The organism is Micromonospora parva, assembly GCF_000718515.1.
GTDB classification, from domain to species: Bacteria; Actinomycetota; Actinomycetes; order Mycobacteriales; family Micromonosporaceae; genus Micromonospora; species Micromonospora parva.
Map to the genome: position 1 here is coordinate 12421 of NZ_JNZS01000005.1, position 22510 is coordinate 34930.

Consider the following 22510-nt stretch of genomic DNA (forward strand, 5'->3'; position numbering starts at 1 on the left):
CCGGGGATGCGAGTCCGGTGGTGGGGTCCTTTGGAGCTGATGTCACAAACGAGTCATCCGCCGACGCCGGCCGGGCCGACGCCGGCCGGGCCGACGCCGGCCGGGCCGACGCCGGCCGGGCCGATGTCGTAAACGAGTCAGCTCCAAAGGCTTCGCATCCCATATCACTGGCTCCCCCGCTACGGGCGCTGTGGCATCGCTCTTCAGGCGGGCGGGCGAGCAGTGTGGCGAGGCGTCCGATGATCTCGTTCGCGACGCCGCCGAAGCCCGTGGCGTCGCTGTGCCGGGCCGTCGTCAGGCGGAGGCGTCGCAGCCAGGTGAACCGTACCGAGACCGCTAGATCTCGTCGGCGGGGTGCGGGGCGATCATGCCCTGCCTCGTCCTGGTCGCGCACAGCTCGGCCAGCCGCTCGTACGCGGCAGCGCCGATCAGAGCGGTCAGCTCCGGCCCGTACGACAGGTACATGGGCTCGGCGCCGACGTGCGCGTCCGTCGAGGACGTGCACCACCAGTCCAGGTCGTGCCCGCCGGCTCCCCAGCCCCGCCGGTCGAACTCGGACAGCGTGGAGACCAGCACCTTGCTGTTGTCCGGTCGCTTCACCCAGTCCTGGTCACGGCGGATCGGCAGCTGCCAACAGACGTCCGGCTTGTACTCCAAGGGGTGCACCCCGTCGCGCAGCGCCTGCGCGTGCAGCGCGCAACCGCCCCCGCCGGCGAAGTCGGCGTCGTTGAGGAAGACGCACGGACCGTCGGCGCCCTGGGTGGCGGTGCGGCGGGCCGGGTTCTTGCCGTCGATGGTGTCCTCGTCGGTCCAGTTCTTGAACCCGCGCCGGAAGTGCTGCCAGGTCGACGGGGTGAGCCGCCGGACGGCGTTGCGGACCCGCTTCTCGTCGTCCGAGTCGGTGAAGAACGCGCCGTGTGAGCAGCAACCGTCCGCGGCTCGGCCGGCGATGATGCCGTGGCAGCCCTTGCCGAAGATGCAGGTCCAGCGGGAGAGCAACCAGGTCAGGTCGGCCCGGATCAGGTGCGTCTCGTCGGCGGGGTCGGTGAACTCGATCCACTCCCGAGGGAAGTCCAGGGGCACCTCACGGCTACGCGGGTCACCCGGGTCGTCCACCAGCACACGGAGCTCCATCGTCACTCGGCCCAGCGTACGCGCGGTGCCGTCCGCAGGTCGGTGAGCCGCGCAAACGTGTTGCACCTAGGGTCTTCACCATGCGACTGGGTGTCCTTGACGTCGGATCCAACACTGTGCACCTCCTGGTGGTGGACGCGCACCACGGGGCGCACCCGTGGCCGGCGCACTCCGAGAAGGTGGTGCTCCGGCTGGCCGAGCAGATCGGCCCCGACGGCGCACTGACCGAGGCGGGTGCGGACGGCCTGGTCAAGGCGGTGGGCATGGCGAAGGCGGCGGCCACCGGGCTGGCGACCGACGACCTGATCGCGTTCGCCACGTCAGCGGTGCGCGACGCCACCAACGCGGCCGACGTGCTGGCCCGGGTCCGCGACGAGACCGGCGTACGCCTGGCGGTGCTCTCCGGCGCGGACGAGGCGCGGATGACCTTCCTGGCCGTACGGCGGTGGTTCGGTTGGTCCGCGGGCCGGCTGCTGGTGCTGGACATCGGTGGTGGCTCGTTGGAGATCGCCGCCGGCATCGACGAGGACCCGGACGTCGCGGTCTCTCTTCCGCTCGGTGCGGGCCGGCTGACCCGCGAGCGGCTGCGGGTCGATCCGGCCAGTGCGGCCCCGCCGTCGGCGGAGGCCGTCGACAAGCTCCGGGAGTACGTGGACGGCCGGCTCGACAAGGTCGTCGACCAGATGACGGAGGTGGGCTGGGGTCGGGCGGTGGCCACCTCGAAGACGTTCCGGACCCTGGCCCGACTGGCCGGGGCGGCCCCGTCCGGTGCCGGGCTGTGGGCGCGGCGCAGTCTGACCCGGGCCGGCCTTCGACAGGTCATCGGCTTCATCCGGCACATCCCACCGGCGCAGTTGATGGAGCTGGAGGGGGTCAGCGCGGGTCGGGCCCACCAGTTGCTGGCCGGTGCCGTGGTCGCCGAGGCGGTGATGCGCCGTCTGGATCTGGATTCGCTGGACATCTGCCCGTGGGCGCTGCGGGAGGGTGTCATCCTCCGTCGACTCGATCAACTTGAGCCGATCTGACCCCACGACCGTTTTGGGGCTGTTTGCCGGCGCTCGTCACGATGCCCCCGGCGTCGCCGGGCTACGCTGGCTGATGTGACTTCCCGCGTTCCCGTGCTCCTGTCCAGCTCGTCGGTCTTTCCCGAGCCGACCGCGGCGGCGTTCCAACTGGCCGCGGCGCTCGGCTACGACGGCGTCGAGGTGATGGTCTGGACCGACGTGGTCAGCCAGGACGCGGGCGCGCTGCGCGGCCTCTCCACGCACTACGACGTCCCGGTGCTCTCGGTGCACGCGCCCTGCCTGCTGGTCACCCAGCGGGTGTGGAGCCCGGACCCGTGGGAGCGTCTGCGCAAGGCCGCCGAGCTGGCCGAGACGCTTGGCGCGCCGACCGTCGTGGTGCACCCACCGTTCAGCTGGCAGCGGGACTACGCGCGCAACTTCGCCGAGGGCCTGGCGACCGTCGCGGACCGGTTCACCGGGCTGCGCTTCGCGGTGGAGAACATGTACCCGGTGCGGATGGCGGGTCGACAGTTCGTCCCGTACGTGCCCGGCTGGGATCCGACCGACGCCGGCTACCCGTCGTACACGCTGGATCTGTCGCACTGCGCGGCCTCGCACAGCGACCCCCTGGAGATGGCCGACCGGATGGGTGCCGGGCTGGCGCACGTGCACCTCGGTGACGGCACCGGCGAGGGTCGCGACGAGCACCTGGTGCCCGGGCGCGGCACCCAGCCGTGCGGGGAGCTGCTCTCCTCGCTGGCCGGCCGGGGTTTCACCGGGTCGGTGGCGGTGGAGGTCGCCACCCGCGGCGCGAAGAGCCGCGCGGTGCGCGAGGCGGACCTGCGCGCCGCGCTGGAGTTCGCCCGCCAGCACCTGACTGCCCAGTCACCTGTCGACGTCTGACCCGTCCGCCCCCACGAGAGGGCGGTGGCGGTGTCAGCTGACCGGTGAGAGGGAGTCGACGCCGGCGGTCGGCTGGGCTGCGACAGTCACCTGCTCGCCGACCGCGGCCCGCTTGCGGGCCCGGTGCGCCGCCACGTGCGAGCGGGTGGCGCACCGCTCCGAGCAGAACCGCCGGCAGCAGTTGGACGACGTGTCCAGGTAGACGTTGCCGCACCGCTCGTCGGCGCAGACCCCGAACCGGGCGCTGCCGTATTCGCAGAGCCAGACCGACAGCCCCCAGACCGCGCCGGCCAGGTATTCGGCGCTGACCGAGGCGCCCCGGCTGGTCACGTGCATGTGCCAGTCGCTGGAGTCGTGCCCGGAGATGCGCGGCTGCACCGGGAACGCCTCCAGCAGCGCGTTCAGCTCGGTGACCGCCTGGGCGTCCCGCCCCGAGGTGCCGTACTCGAAGACGTCGCGCAACCGCTTCTGGGCCCGGCGGAAGATCGCGACGTCCCGGTCCGCGACCTCGTCGCGCATCCAGGCGTTCTCGTCGGGGAAGAGGGCCCGCAGGTCGTCGAGGTCGTCCAGGCGGGCGTTGACCAGGTCAACGCCGGTCCGGGCGTACGCGTCGAAGTTCACGCCCCAACGGTAGACGACTCAGCGGGTGCGTGGCGCGTCGATGTAGTGCGGCAGGAACCGCGCGTAGCCGTCGGTGATCAGACTGGCGCTCTCCCGCACCCCCACTCCGGCCGACTCGCCGTCGACGATCCAGCTGCCCAGCACCATCCGGTTGCCGGCGAACTGGGGCAACGCCCGGAACTCCTGGTAGCACCAGCCCTCGTCGCCGTAGATGCCCGGGTTGGTGATCTCCTCGCCGGCGGTGACGATGCGCACCGAACCGCCCTCGCGGCCGAGCAGGGGCTTGGCGACGTACTCCGGCATGCCGCGCGGCGAGTCGAGATACGCCGGGAGCAGGTACTCGTGGCCGGGGTACAGCTCCCAGAGGACCGCGAGCAGCGCCTTGTTGGAGAGCAGCAGTTTCCATGCCGGCTCGATCCAGGTGGTCGGGGTGCCCGGGGCCAGGGCCGCCGGCCCGTACGGCTCGGCCAGCATCCACTCCCACGGGTAGAGCTTGAAGCAGGTGGTCACCGGGCGGTCGTCGGCGTCGACGAAACGTCGGCCGTCCCAGCCGATCTCCTGGATGGGCTGCAACTCGACGTTCAGGCCGGCCTGCCGGGCGGTCTCGGCGAGGTAGCCGGCGGTCATGTGGTCCTCTCCGGACTCCTCCTCGTTCGACCAGAGCACGTGCACCAGCGGGTCGTGCAGCCCCGCCCCGATCTTGGCCCAGGCGCCGACCAGCCGTTCGTGCAGGCTGTTCCACTGGTCCAGATCCGGCTGGGTGTCCTCCAGCCAGTACCACTGGATGATGCTCGCCTCGACCAGCGCGGTGGGGGTGTCGGCGTTGTACTCCAACATCTTCGGGGGCCAGGTGCCGTCGTACGCGAGGTCGAAGCGCCCGTAGAGGGTCGGTGGCGCCTCCCGCAGCGACCGGGCCACCGCCTCGGCCGCCCACTGCGGGATGCCGAACTCGGCGTACCGGCGCTGCGCCACCACGTGCTCGGCGGCGGCCACCGACATCCGGTGCAGTTCCTCGGTGGCCTCCTCCAGCCGCAGCACCTCGTCCAGGTCGAAGGCGTACGCGGCGGTCTCGTCCCAGTACGACATGATCCCGCCGTCGGGCAGTTCGGTGTCGACGTAGACCAGCCCCTGGGAGCGGATGGTGGCGTCCCAGTCGGTGCGCGGGGTGACCGTCTCGCGGCGCACGTCAGCCGCCGCAGGCGGCGAGGTGGGTGCCGAACCCGCCGCGCTCGGGCAGGGCCGTCGTGGCCGGTTCCGGGGCGGTGCGGCCGGCGGCCGGGTCGCTGACCCGCATCGCCAGCGCGACGGTTTCGCCGCCGCCGACCGGCCCGAGGGCGCAGTCGTCGTCATCGTCGTCGTCCGAGGTCATGTTGCAGCCGGAGAGGGCGAGCGCGAGAGCGGTGAGCGCGCCGAGTTGCACGGAGGCCGATCGGAGCCGGCGGCGGGGGCGTTGGTCCACGGCATCGTTGTAGCCGATCGACGCCACCGCCGCCGCCCCGCCCCGGGTCGAAGTGCCCCCGCCGCCCCTCGGCGGGGGCCCTGGCAGGGGCGTTACGCTCGGCTCATGCTCCGTTCCGTCATCCTCGCCGCCTCCCGGTCATCCCAGGTCGAGCGGCTCGTCGCGACCGCCCCGTACACCCGGGACGTCGTACGCCGGTTCGTCGCCGGCGCCGCCACCGACGACGCGTTGCGCGCGACCCGCGGGCTCGTCGACGACGGCCTCGCGGTCACCCTCGACCACCTCGGTGAGGACACCGTCACCCCCGAGCAGGCCACCGCCACCCGCGACGAGTACCTGAAGTTGCTGAAGATGCTCGCCGGTGCGGGGCTCACCCCGGCCGCCGAGGTCAGCGTGAAGCTCTCCGCCCTCGGCCAGATGTTCGACGAGCAGTTGGCGTACGACAACGCGCGGGCGATCTGCGCGGCTGCCGACGCGGCGGGCACCACCGTCACCCTGGACATGGAGGACCACACCACCACCGACTCGACGTTGGAGGTGCTGAGCCGGCTGCGCAAGGATTTCCCGTCGACCGGCGCGGTGCTCCAGGCGTACCTGCGCCGGACCGAGTCGGACTGCCGGGAGCTCTCCTCGGCCGGGTCGCGGGTGCGGCTGTGCAAGGGCGCCTACAAGGAGCCGGAGTCGGTGGCGTACCAGTCGGCCCGCGAGGTGGACAAGTCGTACGTGCGCTGCATGAACATCCTGATGTCCGGCGACGGGTACCCGATGCTGGCCACCCACGACCCGCGCATGATCGCCATCGGTGAGGACCGGGCCCGCTGGTTCGACAGGGGGCCGGAGCGCTTCGAGTTCCAGATGCTCTACGGCATCCGCCCCGAGGAGCAGGCCCGGCTGGCCGGCGAGGGCTACACGGTGCGCACCTACGTCCCGTACGGCGACGAGTGGTACGGCTACCTGATGCGTCGGCTCGCCGAGCGCCCCGCCAACCTGGTCTTCTTCGGCCGCGCCCTGATCTCCAAGAAGTAACTTCTCCGATTCGGCCGACGGGCCGGCGGCGACCGCTCGGGTCACCGCCGGCCCGTTCGGCTATCCGGCTTGCCAAACTCGGCTAAGTGACTTAGCTTTAAGGCTATGACAGCTAGCCAGGTGTGGCGGGACGGTGGACACATCGCGTACGAGGTGCAGGGCGAGGGGCCGCTTGTCGTCCTCGCGCACGGCATGGGAGAGAACAGGGCGAGCTTCCGGCACCTCGTGCCCCTGCTGGTGGCCGCCGGTCACCGGGTCGCCTCGGTCGACGTCCGGGGCCACGGGCAGTCCAGTGCCGGCTGGCCCACGTACGCCCCGGCGGAGGTCGGCGCGGACCTGCTCGCCGTGGTCCGCGACCTCGACGCCGGCCCGGCCGTGCTGGTCGGCAGCTCGTCCGCCGCGGCGGCGGTGGTCTTCGCCGCCACCGACGCGCCCGAGCTGGTCACCGGCATCGTGCAGATCGGCGCGTTCGTTGGCCAACCGAAGCTCAACCCGTTGCTGCGGATGGCGATGTGGTCCGTGCTGCACAGCCCCCGACTGTTCGGGATGTTCCACAACACCCTGTTCCCGGTGCGCCGACCCGCCGACGACGCGGCCTACCGCCGCTCGATGGTGGCCAACCTCCGCGAGCCGGGCCGGATGGCCGCGACCCGCGGCGTGATCGCACCGGCCGAGCCACACTGGACCAGCCGCGCCCCGCAGGTGCGGCAACCGGTGCTGGTGCTGATGGGGTCCAAGGACCCGGACTTCCCCGACCCGGGAGCCGAGGCACGAGCCGCCCGGCGGCTGTTCGGCACCGCCGAAGCCCGGATGATCGGGGAGTCCGGCCACTACCCGCACGCCGACCAGCCGCAGCGCACCGCCGAGGAGCTGCTCGGTTTCCTGGCGGTGTGCGCCGGTGCCTAGGGTCGGCCTCAACCAGCAGACAGTGGTGCGGGAGGCCGCCCGGCTGGCCGACGAGGTCGGCTTCTCACAGCTCACCCTCGCCGCGCTCGCCAACCGGCTCGGTGTCGCGCTGCCCAGCCTCTACAAGCACGTGCGGGGGGCGGACGCGCTGGCCCAGAAGCTTGCCGCACTGGCCACCGCCGAGCTGGCCACCGAGATGACCACCGCCGCCGTCGGCCGCTCCGGTGGCGACGCGCTCCGGGCCATGGCGAACGCCTACCGTGGCTACGCCCACCGACACCCCGGTCGCTACCCGGCCACCCAACGGGTGCCCGACCCGGCCGACCCGGAGCACGTCGAGGCCGGCGAACGCGCCGTCGGTGCCGTCGTCGCGGTCCTTCGGGGCTACGGGCTCACCGGTGACGACGCGGTGGACGCCACCCGCGCGCTGCGCAGCGCCCTGCACGGCTTCGTGACCCTGGAGGCCGCCGGTGGGTTCGGTCTGCCCCGCGACGTCGACCGCTCGTACCAGCAGTTGATCGCGAGCATGGACATCTCCTTCCGCTCCTGGCCGGGCACCGGCGCGTGAGCCGGCGGCCGGGGCGGCCTCGCCGCGTCCAGGTATTGGTCGTACCCTTCGGCGGGTGACTGACGAGGTGCAGCGGCCAGCACCACGGCGGCTCTGGCCGCTGTGGACGGTGCTCGTGGTGGTGTTCCTGCTGCTGGGCTGCGGCCTGCCGGCGGCGCTCGTCGTCGGAGTGATCCGGGAGACAGGCGCGCGCCCCACCGTCAGCCGGGTCGGTGCCTCGGCTGCCGACGATCCGGCCACCGCCGTGGCCCGCGGGTTGTCCGACCGGATCACCGCCCAGCTGCACCGTCAGTCCGCGGCGCTCCTCGGTGGCGACCGCGCCGGTTTTCTCGCCGTCGCCGACCCCGTCGCCCACAACGACCTGCGCCGACGCTTCGCCGCACTCCGCGAGCTGAAGGTGACCGGGTGGCGGGCCGAGCCCAGTGGTCTGCCCGTGCCGATCATCGGCAAGCCCGGCGAGTGGCGGCTGCTGGTGCGCTTCCAGTACTGCTTCGTCACGCCGAACTGTCGGCCCAGCCCGGTGCTGATCGGCACCCGGTGGCGGGAGAACGGTGACCAGCCCCTGATGGTCGCCATGGAGGAATCCAAGTCGGTGGAGACCGGCACCCGACCGTGGGAGATCAGCGACCTGGCGGTCGCCGTCGGCGCGCGGACCATCGTCGCCACCACCCCGGCGCTGCGCGGCAAACTACCCGGCCTGCTCGCCCAGGCCGAGGCGGCGGCCAAGGTCGCCGACGGGTACGCGGTGACCGGGTCACCGCCGGACCGCTACCGGATCTTCTACGCCGGGCGCACCGAGTGGCAGCGCTGGTACGGCGGGGAACGCCCAGAATGGACCGGCGGTTACGCGGTGACAGTGGGCGGCGGCCACCACGAGGTGGTGCTCAACGCCGAAGGGCTCACCAACAGCGGCACCGACGACCTCCTGCGGCACGAGCTGACCCACGCGGCGTCGTTGCCGGAGCGTGGCTACCCCGGCAAGCTCACCTGGTGGTTGGTGGAGGGGCTGGCCGAGTTCGCCGGTGCCGGCGGCCAGGCGGTCGACAGGTACGAAGGGGTCGCCGACGTCCGCAAGATGGTCCGGGGCGGCTGGGACGGCAAGTTGGAGGGCGTCAACCCCGCTGACGATGCCCCGGCCGAACGGGTCGCCGGCAGCTACGGCATCGGCTACCTGGCCGTCCGGCACCTCGTCGACAGGTACGGGCCGCTGCGGCTGCTCACCTTCTTCAAGACCGTGGTGCACGACGGCAGAACCCTCGACGTGGCGTCCGAGAAAGCGTTCGGCGAGCAGTGGTCGACACTGCACGACGAGTGCGTCGCCTACGTCCGCGCCACCGCCGGCTGACGCAGCTCAGAGGTGGTGCGAGGGCACGCCGTACCATCGATGGGGTGCGCCGCCCTCAGTCGTCACGGCCCGCCGGCACCACGCGGCCCCGCCTGCTCGTCGCCCTGACCGCCGTCGTCGTTCTCACCGCCACCACTGCCGCCTCCTGCGGCGACGAAGGCCCCGACCTCGCGTTGGCGTCGGCCGCCCGTAACCCGGTCACCGAGGTGATCGACGCCCCGGCCACCGTGACGGCCCGTGCCGCCGCCACCGTCACCGCTCCCGCCGACGGCACCCTGTCCAGCCTGCGCGTCCAGCCTGGGCAGCGGGTCAAGCGCGGTCAGGTGCTGGCCGTTGTCGACTCGCCGAGCGCGCAGCAGCGCCTGCGGCAGGCGAAGGAGGCCCTGTCCGCCGCGAAGCGCGCCGGCCGGGGCGTCGGAGCGGGAAACCTGACCAGCAGCCGGCGCGGCACCGACAAGGCCGCCAACGAGGCGTTCGATGCCGCCCGCAAGGCCGCCGACAAGATCTCCGACCCGCAGCTGCGGGATGCGCTGTTGACCCAGGTGACGTCCGCGCAGAAGCAGTACACCGCCGCCGCGCGCAGCGCCGACCAGGCGGTCCGGGCGGTCCAGCGGGGGATCAACGGGTTGAGCTCCGCCGTCGGCGCGCTCTCCGCGGCGCAACGGCTCCAGGCCCAGCAGGCGTACGACCTGGCGAAGGCGACTGTCGACGCGTTGACGCTGCGCGCCCCGATCGCGGGTGTGGTGCAGCCGGGCGGCACCCGGGCCGGCGGTGGTGCGAACGCCGGTCTGGCCGGGCTGTTGGAGCAGGCCGGGGGCGCTGGCCTCGACCCGTCCGTGCTGACTCCCAACCAGGGTGGGCCGCCGGCCGGGGTGGACGACGCGGTCGCGGTTGGCGGGCTGGTCACCGCCGGAGCGCCGGTGCTGACAGTGGTGGACACCGGGCAGTTGGGTCTGCTCGCCGAGGTGGACGAGACCGACGTGCTGCTGGTCAAGGCCGGCGTGCCGGCAACTGTCGAGTTGGACGCCGTCACCGGCGCCAGCTACGACGCCACAGTCCGGTCGGTCGACGTGCTGCCCACCAACTCCGCGCAGGGCGGGGTCACCTATCGGGTACGCCTGGCGTTGGGTGCCGGAAAGCTGGCCGAGGACGAGCCGGCCCCGACGCCCCGCCCCGGCATGAACGCGATCGTTCGCCTGCGGGTACGCGAGGCTGTCGACGCGGTGACCGTCCCCGCCTCGGCGGTGTTCTCCGCCGACGGCCGGGACGCGGTCTGGGTGGTCCGCGACGGCAAGGCCGGCCGGGCGTCGGTGACGGTGGGCGTCCAGGGGTCCGACCTGGTGCAGATCCTCGACGGGGTGCAACCCGGCGACCGGATCGTGGTGCGCGGTGCTGACCAGGTCCGCGACGGCCAGGAAGTCCGGTGACCGAACCCGCCGCTTCAGGTCCGCACGGCGGGGAGCGTGCCCCGGCCATCGAGGCGGTGGACGTCTCCCGGACGTACCAGCTCGACGGGGTGTCGGTGGCGGCGCTGCGTGGGGTGTCGTTGACCGTGCGGCCGGGGGACTACGTGGCCCTGGTCGGGCCGTCCGGCTCGGGCAAGTCCACCCTCATGCACCTGCTCGGTGGGCTGGACCGGCCCACCGGTGGCCGCCTGGTGATCGGCGGGCGGGACGTCAACGCCCTCGCCCCGCCGGAGATGGCGACCCTGCGCAACGAGACGATCGGCTTCGTCTTCCAGGCGTTCCACCTGTTGCCGCGTACCTCGGCGGTGGAGAACGTGGCCCTGCCCCTGGTCTACCGGGGGGTGTCGGCCCGGCAGCGGCGGGAACGGGCGGCGGCGATGCTCGGCCGGGTCGGTCTCGGGCACCGGCTGGACCACCGGCCCAACCAGATGTCCGGCGGTGAGCAGCAGCGGGTGGCCATCGCCCGCGCGTTGGTCACCGAGCCGACGGTGCTGCTGGCCGACGAACCCACCGGCAACCTGGACAGCGTCACCGGTGCCGCCGTGCTGGAGCTGTTGGAGCAGTTGAACGAGGAGTCCGGGGTGGCGCTGGTGATGGTCACCCACGACCAGGAGGTGGCGGCCCGCGCCCACCGTCGGATCACCATGCGCGACGGGGTGGTCGTGGCGGACAGCGCACGCCCGCCGGGCGCGGACACCGACCCGCACTCCGCCCATGATCGACCGCCGTCCGTTGATCACGGTCGACCTGCGACACTGGTCCCCGCTCCCAGCGCGGAGCCCCGGTCCGCGTCCGGAAGCGGCCCGGGGCACCCGTCCGGTGGCTCCGGTGGCGCCGCCGGAGCCACCGGGCGCCTTCCGCGCGAGGCCGAGCGGCCCCAGGCCGACCCGCGCGAGGCACGCGACGCGGCTGTCGGTGAGCGCGCAGCCGAGCGTCCCGGGGGTACGACGTGAGGGTCGCCGAGGCGTGGCGGGTGGCGCTGGACGCCCTGCGGGCCAACCGGCTGCGCAGCGCGCTGACCATGCTCGGGGTCATCATCGGGGTGGCCTCGGTGGTGCTGCTGGTGGCCATCGGCACCGGCACGAAACAGAAGGTCGAGCAACAGGTCGAGGGCCTCGGCTCCAATCTGCTGCTGGTCGTACCCGGTCGGATCGAGGTGGGCAACGCGCCGGTCGTGTCGCCGCTGACCCTCAAGGACGTGGACGCCGTCAACCGGGTCGTCGGTGACCCCGACCGGGTGGCGGTCACCGTCGCGTCCGGGGCGACAGCGCGGGCCGGCGGCCGTTCCGACTTCACCACCGTGCAGGGCGTCCTGGAGACCACCCCGGCGGTGTTCACCAGGTCGCTGGCCCGGGGACGCTACCTCACCGGCGCCGACGTGGACACCAGTCGACGGGTGGCGGTGCTCGGCGACTCGGTCGCCCGCGCGCTCTTCCCCGACCGGGACCCGCTCGGCCAGCAGGTGGCACTCGCCGGGGTGCGGTTCCGGGTGATCGGGGTGTTCGCGCCGCTCGGGCAGAGCCTCGGCGTCGACCGGGACGACGAGGTGCACGTGCCGGTGACCGCCGCGCAGCGACTCTGGGGCACCCAGCGGATCGACGGCATCGCGGTGAAGGCACCGGACCGGGAGCGCATCGACGAGCTGGGCGAACGGATCGTCGCCGAGCTGAACCGCCGCCACCCGGACACCGAGTTCAGCGCCGTTACCCAGCAGCAGATCCTCGGCGTGCTCGGCGACATCCTCGGTGTCCTCACCGGTGTGCTGGCCGCCATCGCCGGCATCTCACTGCTCGTCGGCGGCGTCGGCGTCTCCAACATCATGCTGGTCAGCGTCCGGGAGCGGACCCGGGAGATCGGGCTGCGCAAGGCCGTCGGCGCGCGTCCCCGCGACATCGGCGTGCAGTTCCTGCTGGAAGCGGTGCTGCTCACCACGATCGGCGGGGTCACCGGAATGGCGCTGGGCGTGGGAACCGCTCTGCTGGTCGACGCGCTGTCGCCGATCCCGGCCGCGATCACCTGGTGGTCGCTGGCGCTCGCCTTCGGCGTGTCGGCGGTGGTGGGCATCGTCTTCGGGGTGGTTCCCGCGCAGCGCGCCGGCCGCCTCGACCCGGTCGTCGCGCTGCGCACCGAATGAGCACCGCCGGAACAACCGGACGGTGCACGCGCACGGGCGGATACCGGGAGCACGGATCGGGTGAACCGGCCACCGAAACATGATCAGTTGCAGGAAGGGATCGCGCCGGTCACAACCGCCCCGCTACCGTACTGGTAACACGCGCGTCGCCGGCCCGGCCCGGAGCATCCGTCGGGTTGGCACGCGCCGGGCATGGGATGGGTCGGTGAGCCATGGCCGGGTCACAGTCCGACGGACGGCTGTCGGAGGTCAAGTTCCTGACCGTCGCGGAGGTGGCGACGGTCATGCGGGTGTCGAAGATGACTGTCTATCGCCTGGTGCACAGCGGTGAGCTCACCGCCGTCCGGGTCGGCCGGTCGTTCCGGGTGCCCGAGCACGCGGTGCACGAATATCTCCGGGGTGCGTTTCAGGAAACCGCCTGAGCCACCACCACACCGCCCGCCACCGCCGGCTGACCGGCATCGGTGAGCGTACGGAGTGAGATCGCGAGCCGCGCAGTCGTGGACCTGAGGCGGCCGCGACGGGGGCGCGTTGGTCCGGCTGACGCCCTCCGGCTACCCTGGAGCCCGACCGAGACCCCACAGGTGCGCCCCGCCGCCCAGACTGGTCCGGTCCGTTGTCCGCAAGCGGTCGCCGTCGCCACCTGCGTGGTGTCATCCGGTCCGCCCCGCACGTTGTATCGAAAGGCTGTCGTATGGGCTCGGTGGTCAAGAAGCGCCGTAAGCGCATGGCTAAGAAGAAGCACCGCAAGCTGCTGCGCAAGACCCGCGTCCAGCGTCGCCGTCTCGGCAAGTGATCGCCGCCGGGCTCAGCGCCCGGCGTGCGTCGCTTGCCAAACTGTCGACCTCCGGAGGCTCAGGTGATCAGGCCGTGGTCGTCCCGGCTCGGTCCATCCTGCCGGCGTAGGTGCGTCAGATGACCCCCGGTGGCACCTCAGGTGCTCCGGGGGTCGTCGTCGTCACCGGAGTGGGCCGTTACCTGGGTGCCCACGTGGCGGCCCGACTGGCCGCCGACCCCCGCATCGAACGGGTCATCGGGGTGGACGCACCGGACGCCGGCACCGAGTTCCCCGACCTGCTGGACCGGGTCGAACGGATCCGCGTCGACAGCGGAGCGCTCGGTGGCCTCCTCGCCGACCTGGACGTCGACGCGGTGGTGCACCTCGCGCTGGTCACCTCACCCGACCCGCAGCACGGCGGCCGGTCCGCGATGAAGGACCAGAACGTCATCGGCAGCATGCAGATGCTCGCCGCCTGCCAGCGGGCACCCCGGCTGCGCAAGCTCGTGGTCCGCTCGTCGACCGCCGCGTACGGGGTGTCGTTCCGGGATCCTGCGGTCTTCACCGAGGAGACCGAGCCCCGCGAGGTGCCGCGCGGCGGTTTCGGCCGCGACATCCTCGACCTGGAGGGGTACGTCCGTGGCTTCCGGCGCCGCCGGCCCGACGTCACCGCCACGGTGCTGCGCTTCGCCCCGTTCATCGGCTCGACCGCCGACACCACGCTGACCCGTTACTTCTCGCAGCCGTTCGTGCCGACGGTCTTCGGCCGCGACCCCCGCCTGCAGTTCCTGCACTTCGACGACGCGTTGGAGGTGCTGCACCGGTCGATCGTGGAGGACCATCCGGGCACGTACAACGTCGCTGGTCCGGGGGTGCTGTCGCTGTCCCAGGCGATCCGGCGGGCCGGCCGGGTCGCCGTGCCGGTGCTGGAGCCGGGCCTGTCGGGGGCCGCCGCACTGGCCCGCACCATGGGCTTCGGCCGCTACGGCCTGGACCAGGTCGACCTCTTCGTGCACGGCCGGGTGGTCGACACCAGCCGGCTGGAGCAGGAGTACGGCTTCACACCCCGGTCGACAGCCGCCGCGTTCGAGGACTTCATCCGCGCCCATCACGGCGGGGTGGTGGTCACCCGGGATCAGCTGGCCGCCGCCGAGAAACTCGTCCTGGACGGCATCCGGCAGGTCCGATCAGCCATGCGGGAGCGGTCATCATGAGTGCACCGGAGGAGGGGCGCGACCCGCAGTCGGTCGGGCGTTTCGACGTACCCCAGCAGGTGCCCGGGCCGGATGCGGAGCCGGCGCGGCGCAACGGACACCGGCCGGCCGCGCAGGCCGCGCCGACCCCGGCAGCGCCCCCGACTCCGGCCGACCGGGTCGACGCCGGGCCGCCCGCGGCCACCGGGCCGGCGGTGGCGGACCGGCCGGGGGACCACTGGGACCGCAAGGTCGCGAACGGGTTGGCGTTTCTGCGCCGGCGGCTCGCCGGTGACTACGAGGTCGACGAGTTCGGGTTCGACTCGGAGTTGACCGACGCGGTCTTCCACCCGTTGCTGCGGGTGCTCTACCGGGACTGGTTCCGCACCGAGGTCAGCGGGGTGGAGCATGTGCCAGTGGACGGGCCCGCCCTGGTGGTCGGCAACCATTCCGGGACGGTGGCGCTGGACGCCCTGATTCTCTCCGCAGCGCTGCACGACAAGCATCCCGCCCACCGTTACCTGCGGTTGCTCGGCGCCGACCTGGTCTTCCGGATGCCTGTCGTCTCCGAGTTGGCCCGCAAGACCGGCGGCACGGTGGCCTGCAACCCGGATGCGGAGCGGCTGCTCGGCGGCGGCGATCTGGTCGGGGTGTTCCCGGAGGGTTTCAAGGGCATCGGGAAGCTCTACGCCGACCGGTACAAGCTGCAACGCTTCGGGCGGGGCGGGTTCGTCTCGGCGGCGCTGCGCACCGGCACCCCGATCGTGCCCGTCGCCATCGTCGGCGGCGAGGAGATCTACCCGATGCTCGCCGACATCAAGCCGCTGGCGCGGCTGCTCAAGCTGCCGTACTTCCCGGTCACGCCGACGTTCCCGCTGCTCGGCCCGCTGGGCATGGTGCCGCTGCCCAGCAAGTGGCTGATCGAGTTCTGCCCGCCGATCCCCACCGCCCACCTGACCGACTCGGCGGATGACCCGCTGGTGGTCTTCAACCTCGCCGACCAGGTGCGGGAGACCATCCAGCAGACCCTGCACACGTTGCTGGAGCGACGGCCCGACCCGTTCGGCCCGTAGCCGGCGGTCCTCAGCCGGCGCGCCGGCGGCGCTGGAGGGCCAGGCCGGCGGTGACCGCGCCGGCGACCAGCCCGGCCGCGGCAGTCGACGGTACGGCGATCTTGACCGCTCGCCGGCCGGTGCGGAAGTCCCGTACCTCCCAGCCGTGCTGGCGGGCCTGCCGCAGCAGAACGCCGTCCGGGTTGACGGCGACCGCCCGCCCCACCACGGAGAGCAGCGGCAGGTCGTTCGCCGAGTCGCTGTAGGCCGCGCAGCGGGTCAGGTCGAGCCCTTCCACAGCGGCGAGCTGGGTGACCGCCTCGGCCTTGGCCGGTCCGTGCATCAGGTCACCCACCAACCGCCCGGTGTACGCCCCGTCCACCACCTCGGCCACCGTACCGATGGCACCGGTCAGGCCGAGTCGGGCGGCGATCACCCGGCCGATCTCGACGGGGGCGGCGCTGACCAGCCAGACCCGCTGACCGGCGTCCAGGTGACGCTGCGCGAGCTGGTGTGTGCCGGCCCAGATCCGGGGGGCCATCAGCTCGTCGAAGATCTCCTCGGCGAGGTGTTCGACCTCGTTGACCCGCCAGCCCTCGACGAAGGCCAGCGCCGCCTCCTTGGCCAGTGACATGTCACCGGCGTGTTCCCGGGCGAGCAGCCGAAAACGGAGCTGCTGCCAGGCGAACCGGGCCAGGTCGGCGGTGGTCACGTAGTTCCGGGAGGCGAGCCCACGGGCGAACCAGTAGATCGAGGCGCCCTGCATCATCGTGTTGTCCACGTCGAAGAACGCCGCGCCGGTCGGGTCTGGTGCGCTGACCGGGGCCAGGTCGGTGTCCGCCCAGCCGGCGGTGTGCCCCTCGGCGTCGGTGCTGACCGTCACCTTACGGCTGCGCGCCACGCGATTCCCTTCCTTCCCGGTGCGACTGATGCTCCCTGGCGAGGGTATCCGCCGCAGACGGTCGACCGGCCGGGCACACAGCGAACTGTGGCGCGGCCGGTCGGACGTGCGGTATAGGGGCGCGGGTCAGCGATCGCCGGGGCAGGCGCTCGGGGCCGGGCCGAGGGCGTCGCTGGCGGCCGGTGCCGGCAGGCCGCAGGCGATTGCCGCGCGCAGGTCGTCCGAGCGTTCCCGGATGCTGTCCAGCAGCAGCAGTGACCGGTGGGTCCGGTCCCGGTCGACGCGGGTGCTCCCGTCGAGCAGGCCGCGTACCGCCCGGCGCTGGCTCGACACGAAGGTGTTGAGGGTGTCCAGGCTGCCGGGCTCGGCTCGTTGCACAGCGGCCGAGGTCAGCAGGCGAACGCCCTGCCGGGTGTCGGCGTCCATGTCGTCGAGGACCGCGCTGTAGCCGATCCGGTCGCCGCGCAGCTTGGCGGCTTCGCCGAGTCTGGTCCGGGCGAAGTCCAGGAAGAGTTGCCCTCGGCTGATGTCCGAGCTGGCCAGGGCGAGCTGTGCCCGTTCGGTGGAGCGCTTCATGCCGTACAGCGCGTCACCGGGCACCGCGTTCTCGCTGGCGGCGGAGATCCCGGAGACGGCGATCGCCCCGGCGGCGATGCCGACCAGGATCGCGCCCCGGGCTCGGGCCCGCCGGGCGGTGACCGCCGGCAGCAGCCGTCCTCGGGTGGTGGCGAGCCGCCCCCGGGTGGTCGTGGCTGCCGGTTCGCCGGCCGTCGCCGGTGTGCTGCCCAGCCCTTCCCGCTCAGCCGTCGCGAGCAGCATCGCCCGCAGGCCGGTGCGGAAGTCCTGGTCCACCTCGACAGCCGGGGGGTCGACGCTGAGCCGCTGACCCACTGCGACGAGCGGCGCGAGGTGGCCGTCCACCCGGGATCGCACGTGGTGTCGCCGAGCGCCGTTGGCCTCGTCGAGAAGCTGCGCGAAGCGCTCCGCGCGCCGGCGGGAGAAGAGGGTGTTGTCCACCGCAGGCACCTCCTCTCGCTGGTCACGGCCGGTCGGCCGCCGTCGTTGCCAGCGACCGGGCGGCAGTGTGACACCACGGAGGTGAGGTGCCGCCGGCATGCCGGTCGGACCTCGGTGACCCGGACCTGCCGGGACATCCACCGGTCGCACCCGGAGAAACGCGGCGGGCCGGGCACGGGTTACGGGCCTGGCGGAGCGGAAATTACAGAAAGTGATGGTCATCACCAGGCGGGACCGACCCTGAGCTGCGCGGACGTTGATCGACGCCCGTCGGCCCCGCCGTAACAACCTACGGCTGGAAGCCGTCGGGCAGCAGTCGGGCCAGGGCGCGGACGGCGCGGTACTGGAGGGCCTTGATGGCTCCCTCGTTCTTGCCCATCGCGCGGGCCGTCTCGGCGACCGAGAAGCCCTGGAGGAAGCGGAGCACTATGCACTCCTGCTGCTCCGGGTTGAGCTGCTTGACGGCGGTGAGCAGCGCGACGTTGGTGATGTGCTCCACCACCGCCGCCTCCGGGCTGCCCTCCGGGCCCCGGTCCTCCCGGTCGGCGTCGAGCACGTCGCCGGTGGTGACCTCCAGTCGGTACCGGCCCGACTTGAAGTGGTCAGCGACCAGGTTGCGGGCGATCGTCACCAGCCAGGCGCCGAGGTCGCGGCCCTGCCAGGTGAAGCTGCCGATCCGCTTGAGCGCGCGCAGGAAGGTGTCCGAGGTGAGGTCCTCGGCGAGTTGCCGGTTGCCAACCCGGAAGTAGACGAACCGGAAGACGGTGTCCACGTACCGGTCGTAGATCAGACCGAACGCCTCGGACTCGCCGGCCTGGGCCCGCTCGATCAGCGTCCACACCTCGGTGGCCGGGTCGGACGGGTCCGGTCGGCTCGGGAAACCGGTCGGGGTGGTGGCGGTGGTGGCCGGCACCGCCGGGATCACCGCTGTCTCACCCGCCGCCGGGTCGGTGGTGACCGCCGGTGTGTCGCTTACCCGACGACCCTGCACGGGCATGGCGGGCCGGGACGGTACGGCCACCCGGCCACCGGCCGGCTTCGCGTTCCCGCCGGGCACCGCGGGTCGCGGTGGTGGCTCGTTGTGATGTGGCCGGCTGCGGATCCGATGCGCCGTGCCGTCACCCCGCAGGCCGCCGCCGGGCTGCTCGTCCAGTGGGGCGCGGGCTGCTGGGCGCTCGTTGACGTGGGAGCGGGCCGGCTGACCGGTCAGGCCGACCGGGCGTTCCGCGTAACCGAAGGTGGTCACCGTGTTGCCCCCGTCCCGTCGGTTGCCGGCCGGGCCGGTCTGGGTCTCGTCGGGGCGGACCGACCGGGTGACCGGTCGGGCAGGACGGTCGCGGGAACTGCCGACGGGCGGCAGTTCCGCTGGAGGTGCTGGTCCAATGCGCTCACAGGCACGGGGGCCTCCTCGGGCTGAGGGGTGTCGACTCACGGCAAATGGGGTGACCCGACCCGAGTGATGATAGGGCCAACGTCACCCGCGCGTGGCAAGTCCGTTACACAAGGCGGAAGTATTTCCCGCTCCGTCGCACCGATGGCGGACCGGTTGTCCGTCGTGTGCGATTGACTTTCCGTCGGCACGGTGTTCCAGGGTGGATGCCCAGGTGGGAGGCGTCCGCCCGTTCGGTTGGCCCGACACGCCGGCCGGTCGGGTGGGGGCGACCGAACTGCCTCTGATCGGCGTCGCACGTCCCATCGACAGGACCTGATCGGACCGCCGATGGCACACCGGACAGTCCCGTGCATGGGACTGTCGCGATGCCGCCCCCGCGGGTCCGCCCCGACCGCCGGGCGTGGCCCGTCGCCGTGCGCTGTGCCAGACTCGACCACCGTGCCGGACCTCTCGGAAAGCCCCGCGCCGAACCTCGCCGACCGGGTCCGCCGGGCGGCCCTCGACCGGGCCGACCGGCCCGCGCTGCACTGGCACGAGCACACAGTGAGCTGGTCCGAACTGGACACCGCTGTGGACGCCGCAGCCCGCGGCCTGTCCGCCGCCGCACCGCCCACCGACCCCGGCGCCACCCCGCCACGCGTCGCCATCGCACTGCCCAACACGCCGGACTTCGTGATCGCCTGGCTGGGCGCCCTGCGGGCCGGGCTGGTGACAGTGCCGGTCAACCCCGGCCTCACCGCCCCGGAACTCCGACACGTGCTGGCTGACTCCGGCGCGTCGGTGCTCGTCGCCACCGACCACGTACGAGGTCTGGTCGCCGACATCGCCGCCGAACTGCCCGCGCTCACCTCCGTGCACGGCACGCCACCGACCGTCGACGCACCCGGGCCGGCACCCCGCCCCCGACGAGGCGGCGCGGACCTGGCGGTACTGCTCTACACCTCCGGCACCGAGGGGCGACCCAAGGGAGCGATGCTGTCGCACCAGGCGCTGCTCGCCAACCACGAACAGGTCGCGCAGATCGAACCGCCGGTGGTCGGGCCGACGGACACCGTTCTCCTCGCGTTGCCGCTGTTTCACGCGTACGGGCTCAACTCGGGGCTCGGTGCTGTCGTGCACCACGGCGCCACCGGCGTGCTGCTCGACGAGCCGGGGCCGACGGCGGGGCTGGACGAGATCGCGCGGCACCGGGTCAGCGTGCTGGTCGGCGTACCGTCGATGTTCCTGACCTGGGCCGGCATGGCCGCGGCCCGGGCGGCGACCGCGTCGGTGCGGGTGGCGGTCTGTGGCGCGGCACCGCTCGAACCCGCTGTCGCGGCGCGCTTCACCGCTGTCACCGGGCATCAGGTGCACATCGGGTACGGCCTCACCGAGACCGCGCCGGTGCTCACCTCCACCCTGGTCGGCGGCGTGGCCAAGCCCGGTTCGATCGGCCGCCCGCTGCCCGGTGTGCGGCTCCGCCTGGTCGACGCCGACGGGGTGGAGCTGTGGCGCGACGGGCTGGCAGTCCCCGACGACGACCCGGATGAGCTGGACCTCTCCGACGTCGCGCCGGGCACCGACCCGGGGCAGATCGTGGTGTCCGGCCCCAACCTCTTCGCCGGGTACTGGCCCGATGGTCGGGGCGGCCCGGCCGCCGACGGGTGGTGGGGCACCGGTGACATCGCGTACGCCGACGAGGACGGAGACCTCTTCCTGGTCGACCGGCTCGGCGACCTGATCCTCGTCAACGGGTTCAACGTCTATCCGCACGAGGTCGAGCTGGTGCTCGCCGGGCATCCCGGGGTGGCCGAGTCGGCGGTACTGGGTGTGCCGCACCCGCGAACCGGCGAGACTGTCCGGGCGTACGTGGTGCCGGCGCAGGGACGACCGGTGACCAGCGAGGAGTTGCTCGCCCACTGCGCGCGGAACCTGGCCCGGTTCAAGTGCCCGACCGCCGTCGAGTTCGTCGACGCCCTGCCACACTCGGCGATCGGCAAGGTACGCAAGACCCAGCTCCGGTCGGCGACGCCGACCGACCGCACGGAGGTAACCGATGGCAACTGACGCCCGACTCGCGCTGATCACCCGACCCGGCTGCCACCTGTGCGACGACGCCAAGGCGGCGCTCGACCGAGTCGTGGCGGTCACCGGCGACAAGTGGGTCGAGTGGGACGTCACCGGCGACGAGGGGCTGGAACGGGAGTACGGGGACCGGCTGCCGGTGGTGATGCTCGACGGCAAGGAGCACGGCTACTGGCGGGTCGAGGAGGACCGGCTGCTGCGGGACCTGACCACGCCGCAGCTCTGAGGGGTGCCTATGGTGCTCTGATGACCCCTGCGCCCCCGCACCTCGTCTGGGACTGGAACGGCACCCTGCTCAACGACCTGAGTCTGGTGGTGTCCGCCACCAACGTCGTGTTCACGAGCCTGGGCGGGCCGACGGTCACCCCGGACGAGCACCGGGTGCGGTTCCGCAGGCCGATCGCCGAGTACTACGCCGAGGTGCTCGGGCAGGCCGTTGACGACGACGAGTTCGGCCGCCTCGACAAGATCTTCCACGAGGCGTACCGCACCGGGCTGACCACCTGTGAGCTGGCCGCCGACGCGCGTGCCGCGATGGCCGCGTGGCCGGGCAGCCAGAGTCTGCTGTCCATGTGGTTCCACGAGGAGCTGGTCCCGACCGTGCACACGTACGGGTTGACCGGCCACTTCACCCGCGTCGACGGGCTGCGGGCCACGGTCGGCGGTGGCAGCAAGACCGAACCGCTCCAGCGGCACCTGGCCGAGCTGGGCGTGGACGGCGCCTCGGTGGTGCTGATCGGCGACTCCATCGACGACGCGGACGCCGCGGTGGCGGTCGGCGGCCGGGCCGTGCTCTACACCGGCGGGTTCACCGACCCGGCCCGGCTGCGCGCCTCCGGCCACCCGGTGGCCGACACCCTCACCGACGCTGTCGCCCTGGCCCGGGAGGTCAGTTCCGCAGGTAGGTGAGGACGGCCAGCACCCGCCGGTGCTGTTCGGTGTCCGGCGGCAGGGTCAGCTTGGTGAAGATGTTGCGCACGTGCTTCTCCACCGCGCCGTCGCTGACCACGAGGGCACGCGCGATGGCGGTGTTCGAGCGCCCCTCGGCCATCAGGGCGAGCACCTCGCGCTCACGGGGGGTCAACTCGCGCAGCGGGTCGTCGCGGCGACGCCGGGCGAAGAGCTGACCGACCACCTCCGGGTCGAGCACCGTGCCGCCGCCCGCCACCCGGCGCAGCGCGTCCAGGAACTCGTCGATCGCCGCCACCCGGTCCTTGAGCAGGTAGCCGATCCCGCCGCCGGCGCCGCCGGTGGTGGCGAGCAGATCATCGGCGTACGAGACCTCGACGTACTGGGAGAGCACCAGGATCGGGGTACGCGGCACCAGCCGGCGCGCCTCCACCGCGGCCCGCAGCCCCTCGTCGGTGTGCGACGGCGGCATCCGGACGTCGACGATCGACACGTCGGGCCGGTGCTCGACCACCGCCTCGACCAGGGCGTCACCGTCCCCGACGGCGGCCACCACCTGGTGCCCGCTCTCGGTCAGCAGCCGGACCAGCCCCTCCCGGAGCAGGACGGCGTCGTCGGCGATCACGATGCGCATGGC

24 protein-coding genes are annotated in these 22510 nt (G+C 72.6%); 16 read left to right on the plus strand and 8 right to left on the minus strand.

Features of this window, described 5'->3' with window-relative positions; all coding sequences use genetic code 11:
- Positions 1-336: 336 nt before the first annotated feature.
- The gene (locus tag IF22_RS0107035; protein ID WP_030329698.1) at positions 337-1134 is read right to left on the minus strand and encodes a DUF3109 family protein; all 798 of its coding nucleotides are present in this window, start codon (positions 1132-1134) and stop codon (positions 337-339) included.
- A gap of 80 nt (positions 1135-1214) precedes the next feature.
- Here IF22_RS0107035 and IF22_RS0107040 point away from each other — a divergent pair, with 80 nt between their 5' ends.
- Both IF22_RS0107040 and IF22_RS0107045 read left to right on the plus strand, forming a co-directional pair.
- Complete coding sequence (locus IF22_RS0107040; protein ID WP_030329700.1) at positions 1215-2159, plus strand: Ppx/GppA phosphatase family protein; 945 nt, start codon at positions 1215-1217, stop codon at positions 2157-2159.
- Positions 2160-2234: 75 nt separating this feature from the next.
- A complete protein-coding gene (locus IF22_RS0107045; RefSeq protein WP_081883736.1) occupies positions 2235-3041 on the plus strand; it encodes a sugar phosphate isomerase/epimerase family protein in 807 nt (268 codons plus the stop codon).
- 33 nt (positions 3042-3074) lie between these two features.
- On the opposite strand, the gene IF22_RS0107050 is transcribed toward IF22_RS0107045, so the two are convergent.
- Genes IF22_RS0107050 through IF22_RS0107060 form a run of 3 tightly spaced genes read right to left on the minus strand, consistent with a single transcriptional unit; the run spans position 3075 to position 5121 of the window.
- Positions 3075-3662, minus strand: a complete 588-nt coding sequence (locus IF22_RS0107050) for a CGNR zinc finger domain-containing protein (RefSeq protein ID WP_030329704.1) — start codon at positions 3660-3662, stop codon at positions 3075-3077.
- 18 nt (positions 3663-3680) lie between these two features.
- Positions 3681-4847 carry a glutathionylspermidine synthase family protein gene (locus IF22_RS0107055; RefSeq protein WP_030329705.1) on the minus strand — a complete coding sequence of 389 codons (1167 nt, stop codon included), beginning with the start codon at positions 4845-4847 and terminating at the stop codon, positions 3681-3683.
- Between the two features lies 1 nt (position 4848).
- Positions 4849-5121, minus strand: a complete 273-nt coding sequence (locus IF22_RS0107060; protein ID WP_245233557.1) for a hypothetical protein — start codon at positions 5119-5121, stop codon at positions 4849-4851.
- A 105-nt stretch (positions 5122-5226) separates the two neighbouring features.
- Between IF22_RS0107060 and IF22_RS0107065 the strand changes: the two genes are divergently transcribed.
- The 11 genes from IF22_RS0107065 to IF22_RS0107115 all read left to right on the plus strand — a co-directional run bounded on the left by IF22_RS0107065 (position 5227) and on the right by IF22_RS0107115 (position 15610).
- Positions 5227-6147, plus strand: coding sequence for a proline dehydrogenase family protein (locus IF22_RS0107065; RefSeq protein WP_030329709.1), 921 nt, complete (start codon positions 5227-5229; stop codon positions 6145-6147).
- 105 nt (positions 6148-6252) lie between these two features.
- Positions 6253-7053, plus strand: a complete 801-nt coding sequence (locus tag IF22_RS0107070) for an alpha/beta fold hydrolase (RefSeq protein WP_030329711.1) — start codon at positions 6253-6255, stop codon at positions 7051-7053.
- Positions 7046-7621, plus strand: a complete 576-nt coding sequence (locus IF22_RS0107075; protein WP_030329713.1) for a TetR/AcrR family transcriptional regulator — start codon at positions 7046-7048, stop codon at positions 7619-7621. Before IF22_RS0107070 ends, IF22_RS0107075 begins: the two co-directional genes overlap by 8 nt.
- Before the next feature lie 55 nt (positions 7622-7676).
- Positions 7677-8966: a hypothetical protein gene (locus IF22_RS0107080; RefSeq protein ID WP_030329715.1), complete on the plus strand. Its 1290-nt coding sequence runs from the start codon at positions 7677-7679 to the stop codon at positions 8964-8966.
- A 44-nt stretch (positions 8967-9010) separates the two neighbouring features.
- Positions 9011-10393 carry an efflux RND transporter periplasmic adaptor subunit gene (locus IF22_RS0107085; protein ID WP_209444509.1) on the plus strand — a complete coding sequence of 461 codons (1383 nt, stop codon included), beginning with the start codon at positions 9011-9013 and terminating at the stop codon, positions 10391-10393.
- On the plus strand, positions 10390-11385 hold the full coding sequence (locus IF22_RS0107090) for an ABC transporter ATP-binding protein (protein ID WP_051708241.1): 996 nt from the start codon (positions 10390-10392) through the stop codon (positions 11383-11385). The genes IF22_RS0107085 and IF22_RS0107090 overlap by 4 nt, the downstream gene beginning before the upstream one ends.
- Positions 11382-12566 carry an ABC transporter permease gene (locus IF22_RS0107095; RefSeq protein WP_030329721.1) on the plus strand — a complete coding sequence of 395 codons (1185 nt, stop codon included), beginning with the start codon at positions 11382-11384 and terminating at the stop codon, positions 12564-12566. Before IF22_RS0107090 ends, IF22_RS0107095 begins: the two co-directional genes overlap by 4 nt.
- Positions 12567-12778: 212 nt before the next feature.
- Positions 12779-12988, plus strand: a complete 210-nt coding sequence (locus tag IF22_RS0107100; protein WP_007465625.1) for a helix-turn-helix domain-containing protein — start codon at positions 12779-12781, stop codon at positions 12986-12988.
- Between the two features lie 272 nt (positions 12989-13260).
- Complete coding sequence (locus tag IF22_RS34235) at positions 13261-13362, plus strand: 30S ribosomal protein bS22 (protein ID WP_007465623.1); 102 nt, start codon at positions 13261-13263, stop codon at positions 13360-13362.
- A 119-nt stretch (positions 13363-13481) separates the two neighbouring features.
- Complete coding sequence (locus tag IF22_RS0107110) at positions 13482-14558, plus strand: NAD-dependent epimerase/dehydratase family protein (protein WP_030329729.1); 1077 nt, start codon at positions 13482-13484, stop codon at positions 14556-14558.
- On the plus strand, positions 14555-15610 hold the full coding sequence (locus IF22_RS0107115) for a lysophospholipid acyltransferase family protein (RefSeq protein WP_245233558.1): 1056 nt from the start codon (positions 14555-14557) through the stop codon (positions 15608-15610). The genes IF22_RS0107110 and IF22_RS0107115 overlap by 4 nt, the downstream gene beginning before the upstream one ends.
- Positions 15611-15620: 10 nt before the next feature.
- On the opposite strand, the gene IF22_RS0107120 is transcribed toward IF22_RS0107115, so the two are convergent.
- From IF22_RS0107120 to IF22_RS0107130, 3 genes are all read right to left on the minus strand, one after another.
- Entirely contained in the window at positions 15621-16490 is an 870-nt protein-coding gene (locus IF22_RS0107120) for an HAD family hydrolase (protein ID WP_030329732.1), read from the minus strand.
- Positions 16491-16616: 126 nt separating this feature from the next.
- Positions 16617-17507, minus strand: coding sequence for a DUF5667 domain-containing protein (locus IF22_RS0107125; RefSeq protein ID WP_030329734.1), 891 nt, complete (start codon positions 17505-17507; stop codon positions 16617-16619).
- A gap of 289 nt (positions 17508-17796) precedes the next feature.
- Positions 17797-18753 (minus strand): ECF subfamily RNA polymerase sigma factor, BldN family, encoded by a 957-nt coding sequence (locus tag IF22_RS0107130; RefSeq protein ID WP_030329736.1) that lies wholly within the window; start codon positions 18751-18753, stop codon positions 17797-17799.
- A gap of 498 nt (positions 18754-19251) precedes the next feature.
- Between IF22_RS0107130 and IF22_RS0107135 the strand changes: the two genes are divergently transcribed.
- The 3 genes from IF22_RS0107135 to IF22_RS0107145 are packed head-to-tail and all read left to right on the plus strand — an operon-like array spanning position 19252 to position 21873.
- Positions 19252-20946, plus strand: a complete 1695-nt coding sequence (locus tag IF22_RS0107135) for an AMP-binding protein (protein WP_051708242.1) — start codon at positions 19252-19254, stop codon at positions 20944-20946.
- Complete coding sequence (locus tag IF22_RS0107140) at positions 20936-21190, plus strand: glutaredoxin family protein (RefSeq protein WP_030329740.1); 255 nt, start codon at positions 20936-20938, stop codon at positions 21188-21190. The genes IF22_RS0107135 and IF22_RS0107140 overlap by 11 nt, the downstream gene beginning before the upstream one ends.
- A gap of 20 nt (positions 21191-21210) precedes the next feature.
- Positions 21211-21873 carry an HAD family hydrolase gene (locus IF22_RS0107145; RefSeq protein ID WP_030329742.1) on the plus strand — a complete coding sequence of 221 codons (663 nt, stop codon included), beginning with the start codon at positions 21211-21213 and terminating at the stop codon, positions 21871-21873.
- Here IF22_RS0107145 and IF22_RS0107150 read toward each other — a convergent pair.
- Positions 21854-22507: a response regulator transcription factor gene (locus IF22_RS0107150; protein ID WP_030329744.1), complete on the minus strand. Its 654-nt coding sequence runs from the start codon at positions 22505-22507 to the stop codon at positions 21854-21856. The two genes, IF22_RS0107145 and IF22_RS0107150, sit on opposite strands and share 20 nt — an antisense overlap.
- Positions 22508-22510 lie beyond the last annotated feature (3 nt).

Bases quoted from the DNA above. Each gene is read 5' to 3' on its own strand.
- IF22_RS0107035 (WP_030329698.1), bottom strand. From the start codon at position 1,134: ATGGAGCTCCGTGTGCTGGTGGACGACCCGGGTGACCCGCGTAGCCGT.
- IF22_RS0107040 (WP_030329700.1), top strand. From the start codon at position 1,215: ATGCGACTGGGTGTCCTTGACGTCGGATCCAACACTGTGCACCTCCTG.
- IF22_RS0107065 (WP_030329709.1), top strand. From the start codon at position 5,227: ATGCTCCGTTCCGTCATCCTCGCCGCCTCCCGGTCATCCCAGGTCGAG.
- IF22_RS0107070 (WP_030329711.1), top strand. From the start codon at position 6,253: ATGACAGCTAGCCAGGTGTGGCGGGACGGTGGACACATCGCGTACGAG.
- IF22_RS0107100 (WP_007465625.1), top strand. From the start codon at position 12,779: ATGGCCGGGTCACAGTCCGACGGACGGCTGTCGGAGGTCAAGTTCCTG.
- IF22_RS34235 (WP_007465623.1), top strand. From the start codon at position 13,261: ATGGGCTCGGTGGTCAAGAAGCGCCGTAAGCGCATGGCTAAGAAGAAG.
- IF22_RS0107110 (WP_030329729.1), top strand. From the start codon at position 13,482: ATGACCCCCGGTGGCACCTCAGGTGCTCCGGGGGTCGTCGTCGTCACC.
- IF22_RS0107115 (WP_245233558.1), top strand. From the start codon at position 14,555: ATGAGTGCACCGGAGGAGGGGCGCGACCCGCAGTCGGTCGGGCGTTTC.
- IF22_RS0107135 (WP_051708242.1), top strand. From the start codon at position 19,252: ATGGGACTGTCGCGATGCCGCCCCCGCGGGTCCGCCCCGACCGCCGGG.
- IF22_RS0107140 (WP_030329740.1), top strand. From the start codon at position 20,936: ATGGCAACTGACGCCCGACTCGCGCTGATCACCCGACCCGGCTGCCAC.
- IF22_RS0107145 (WP_030329742.1), top strand. From the start codon at position 21,211: ATGACCCCTGCGCCCCCGCACCTCGTCTGGGACTGGAACGGCACCCTG.
- IF22_RS0107150 (WP_030329744.1), bottom strand. From the start codon at position 22,507: ATGCGCATCGTGATCGCCGACGACGCCGTCCTGCTCCGGGAGGGGCTG.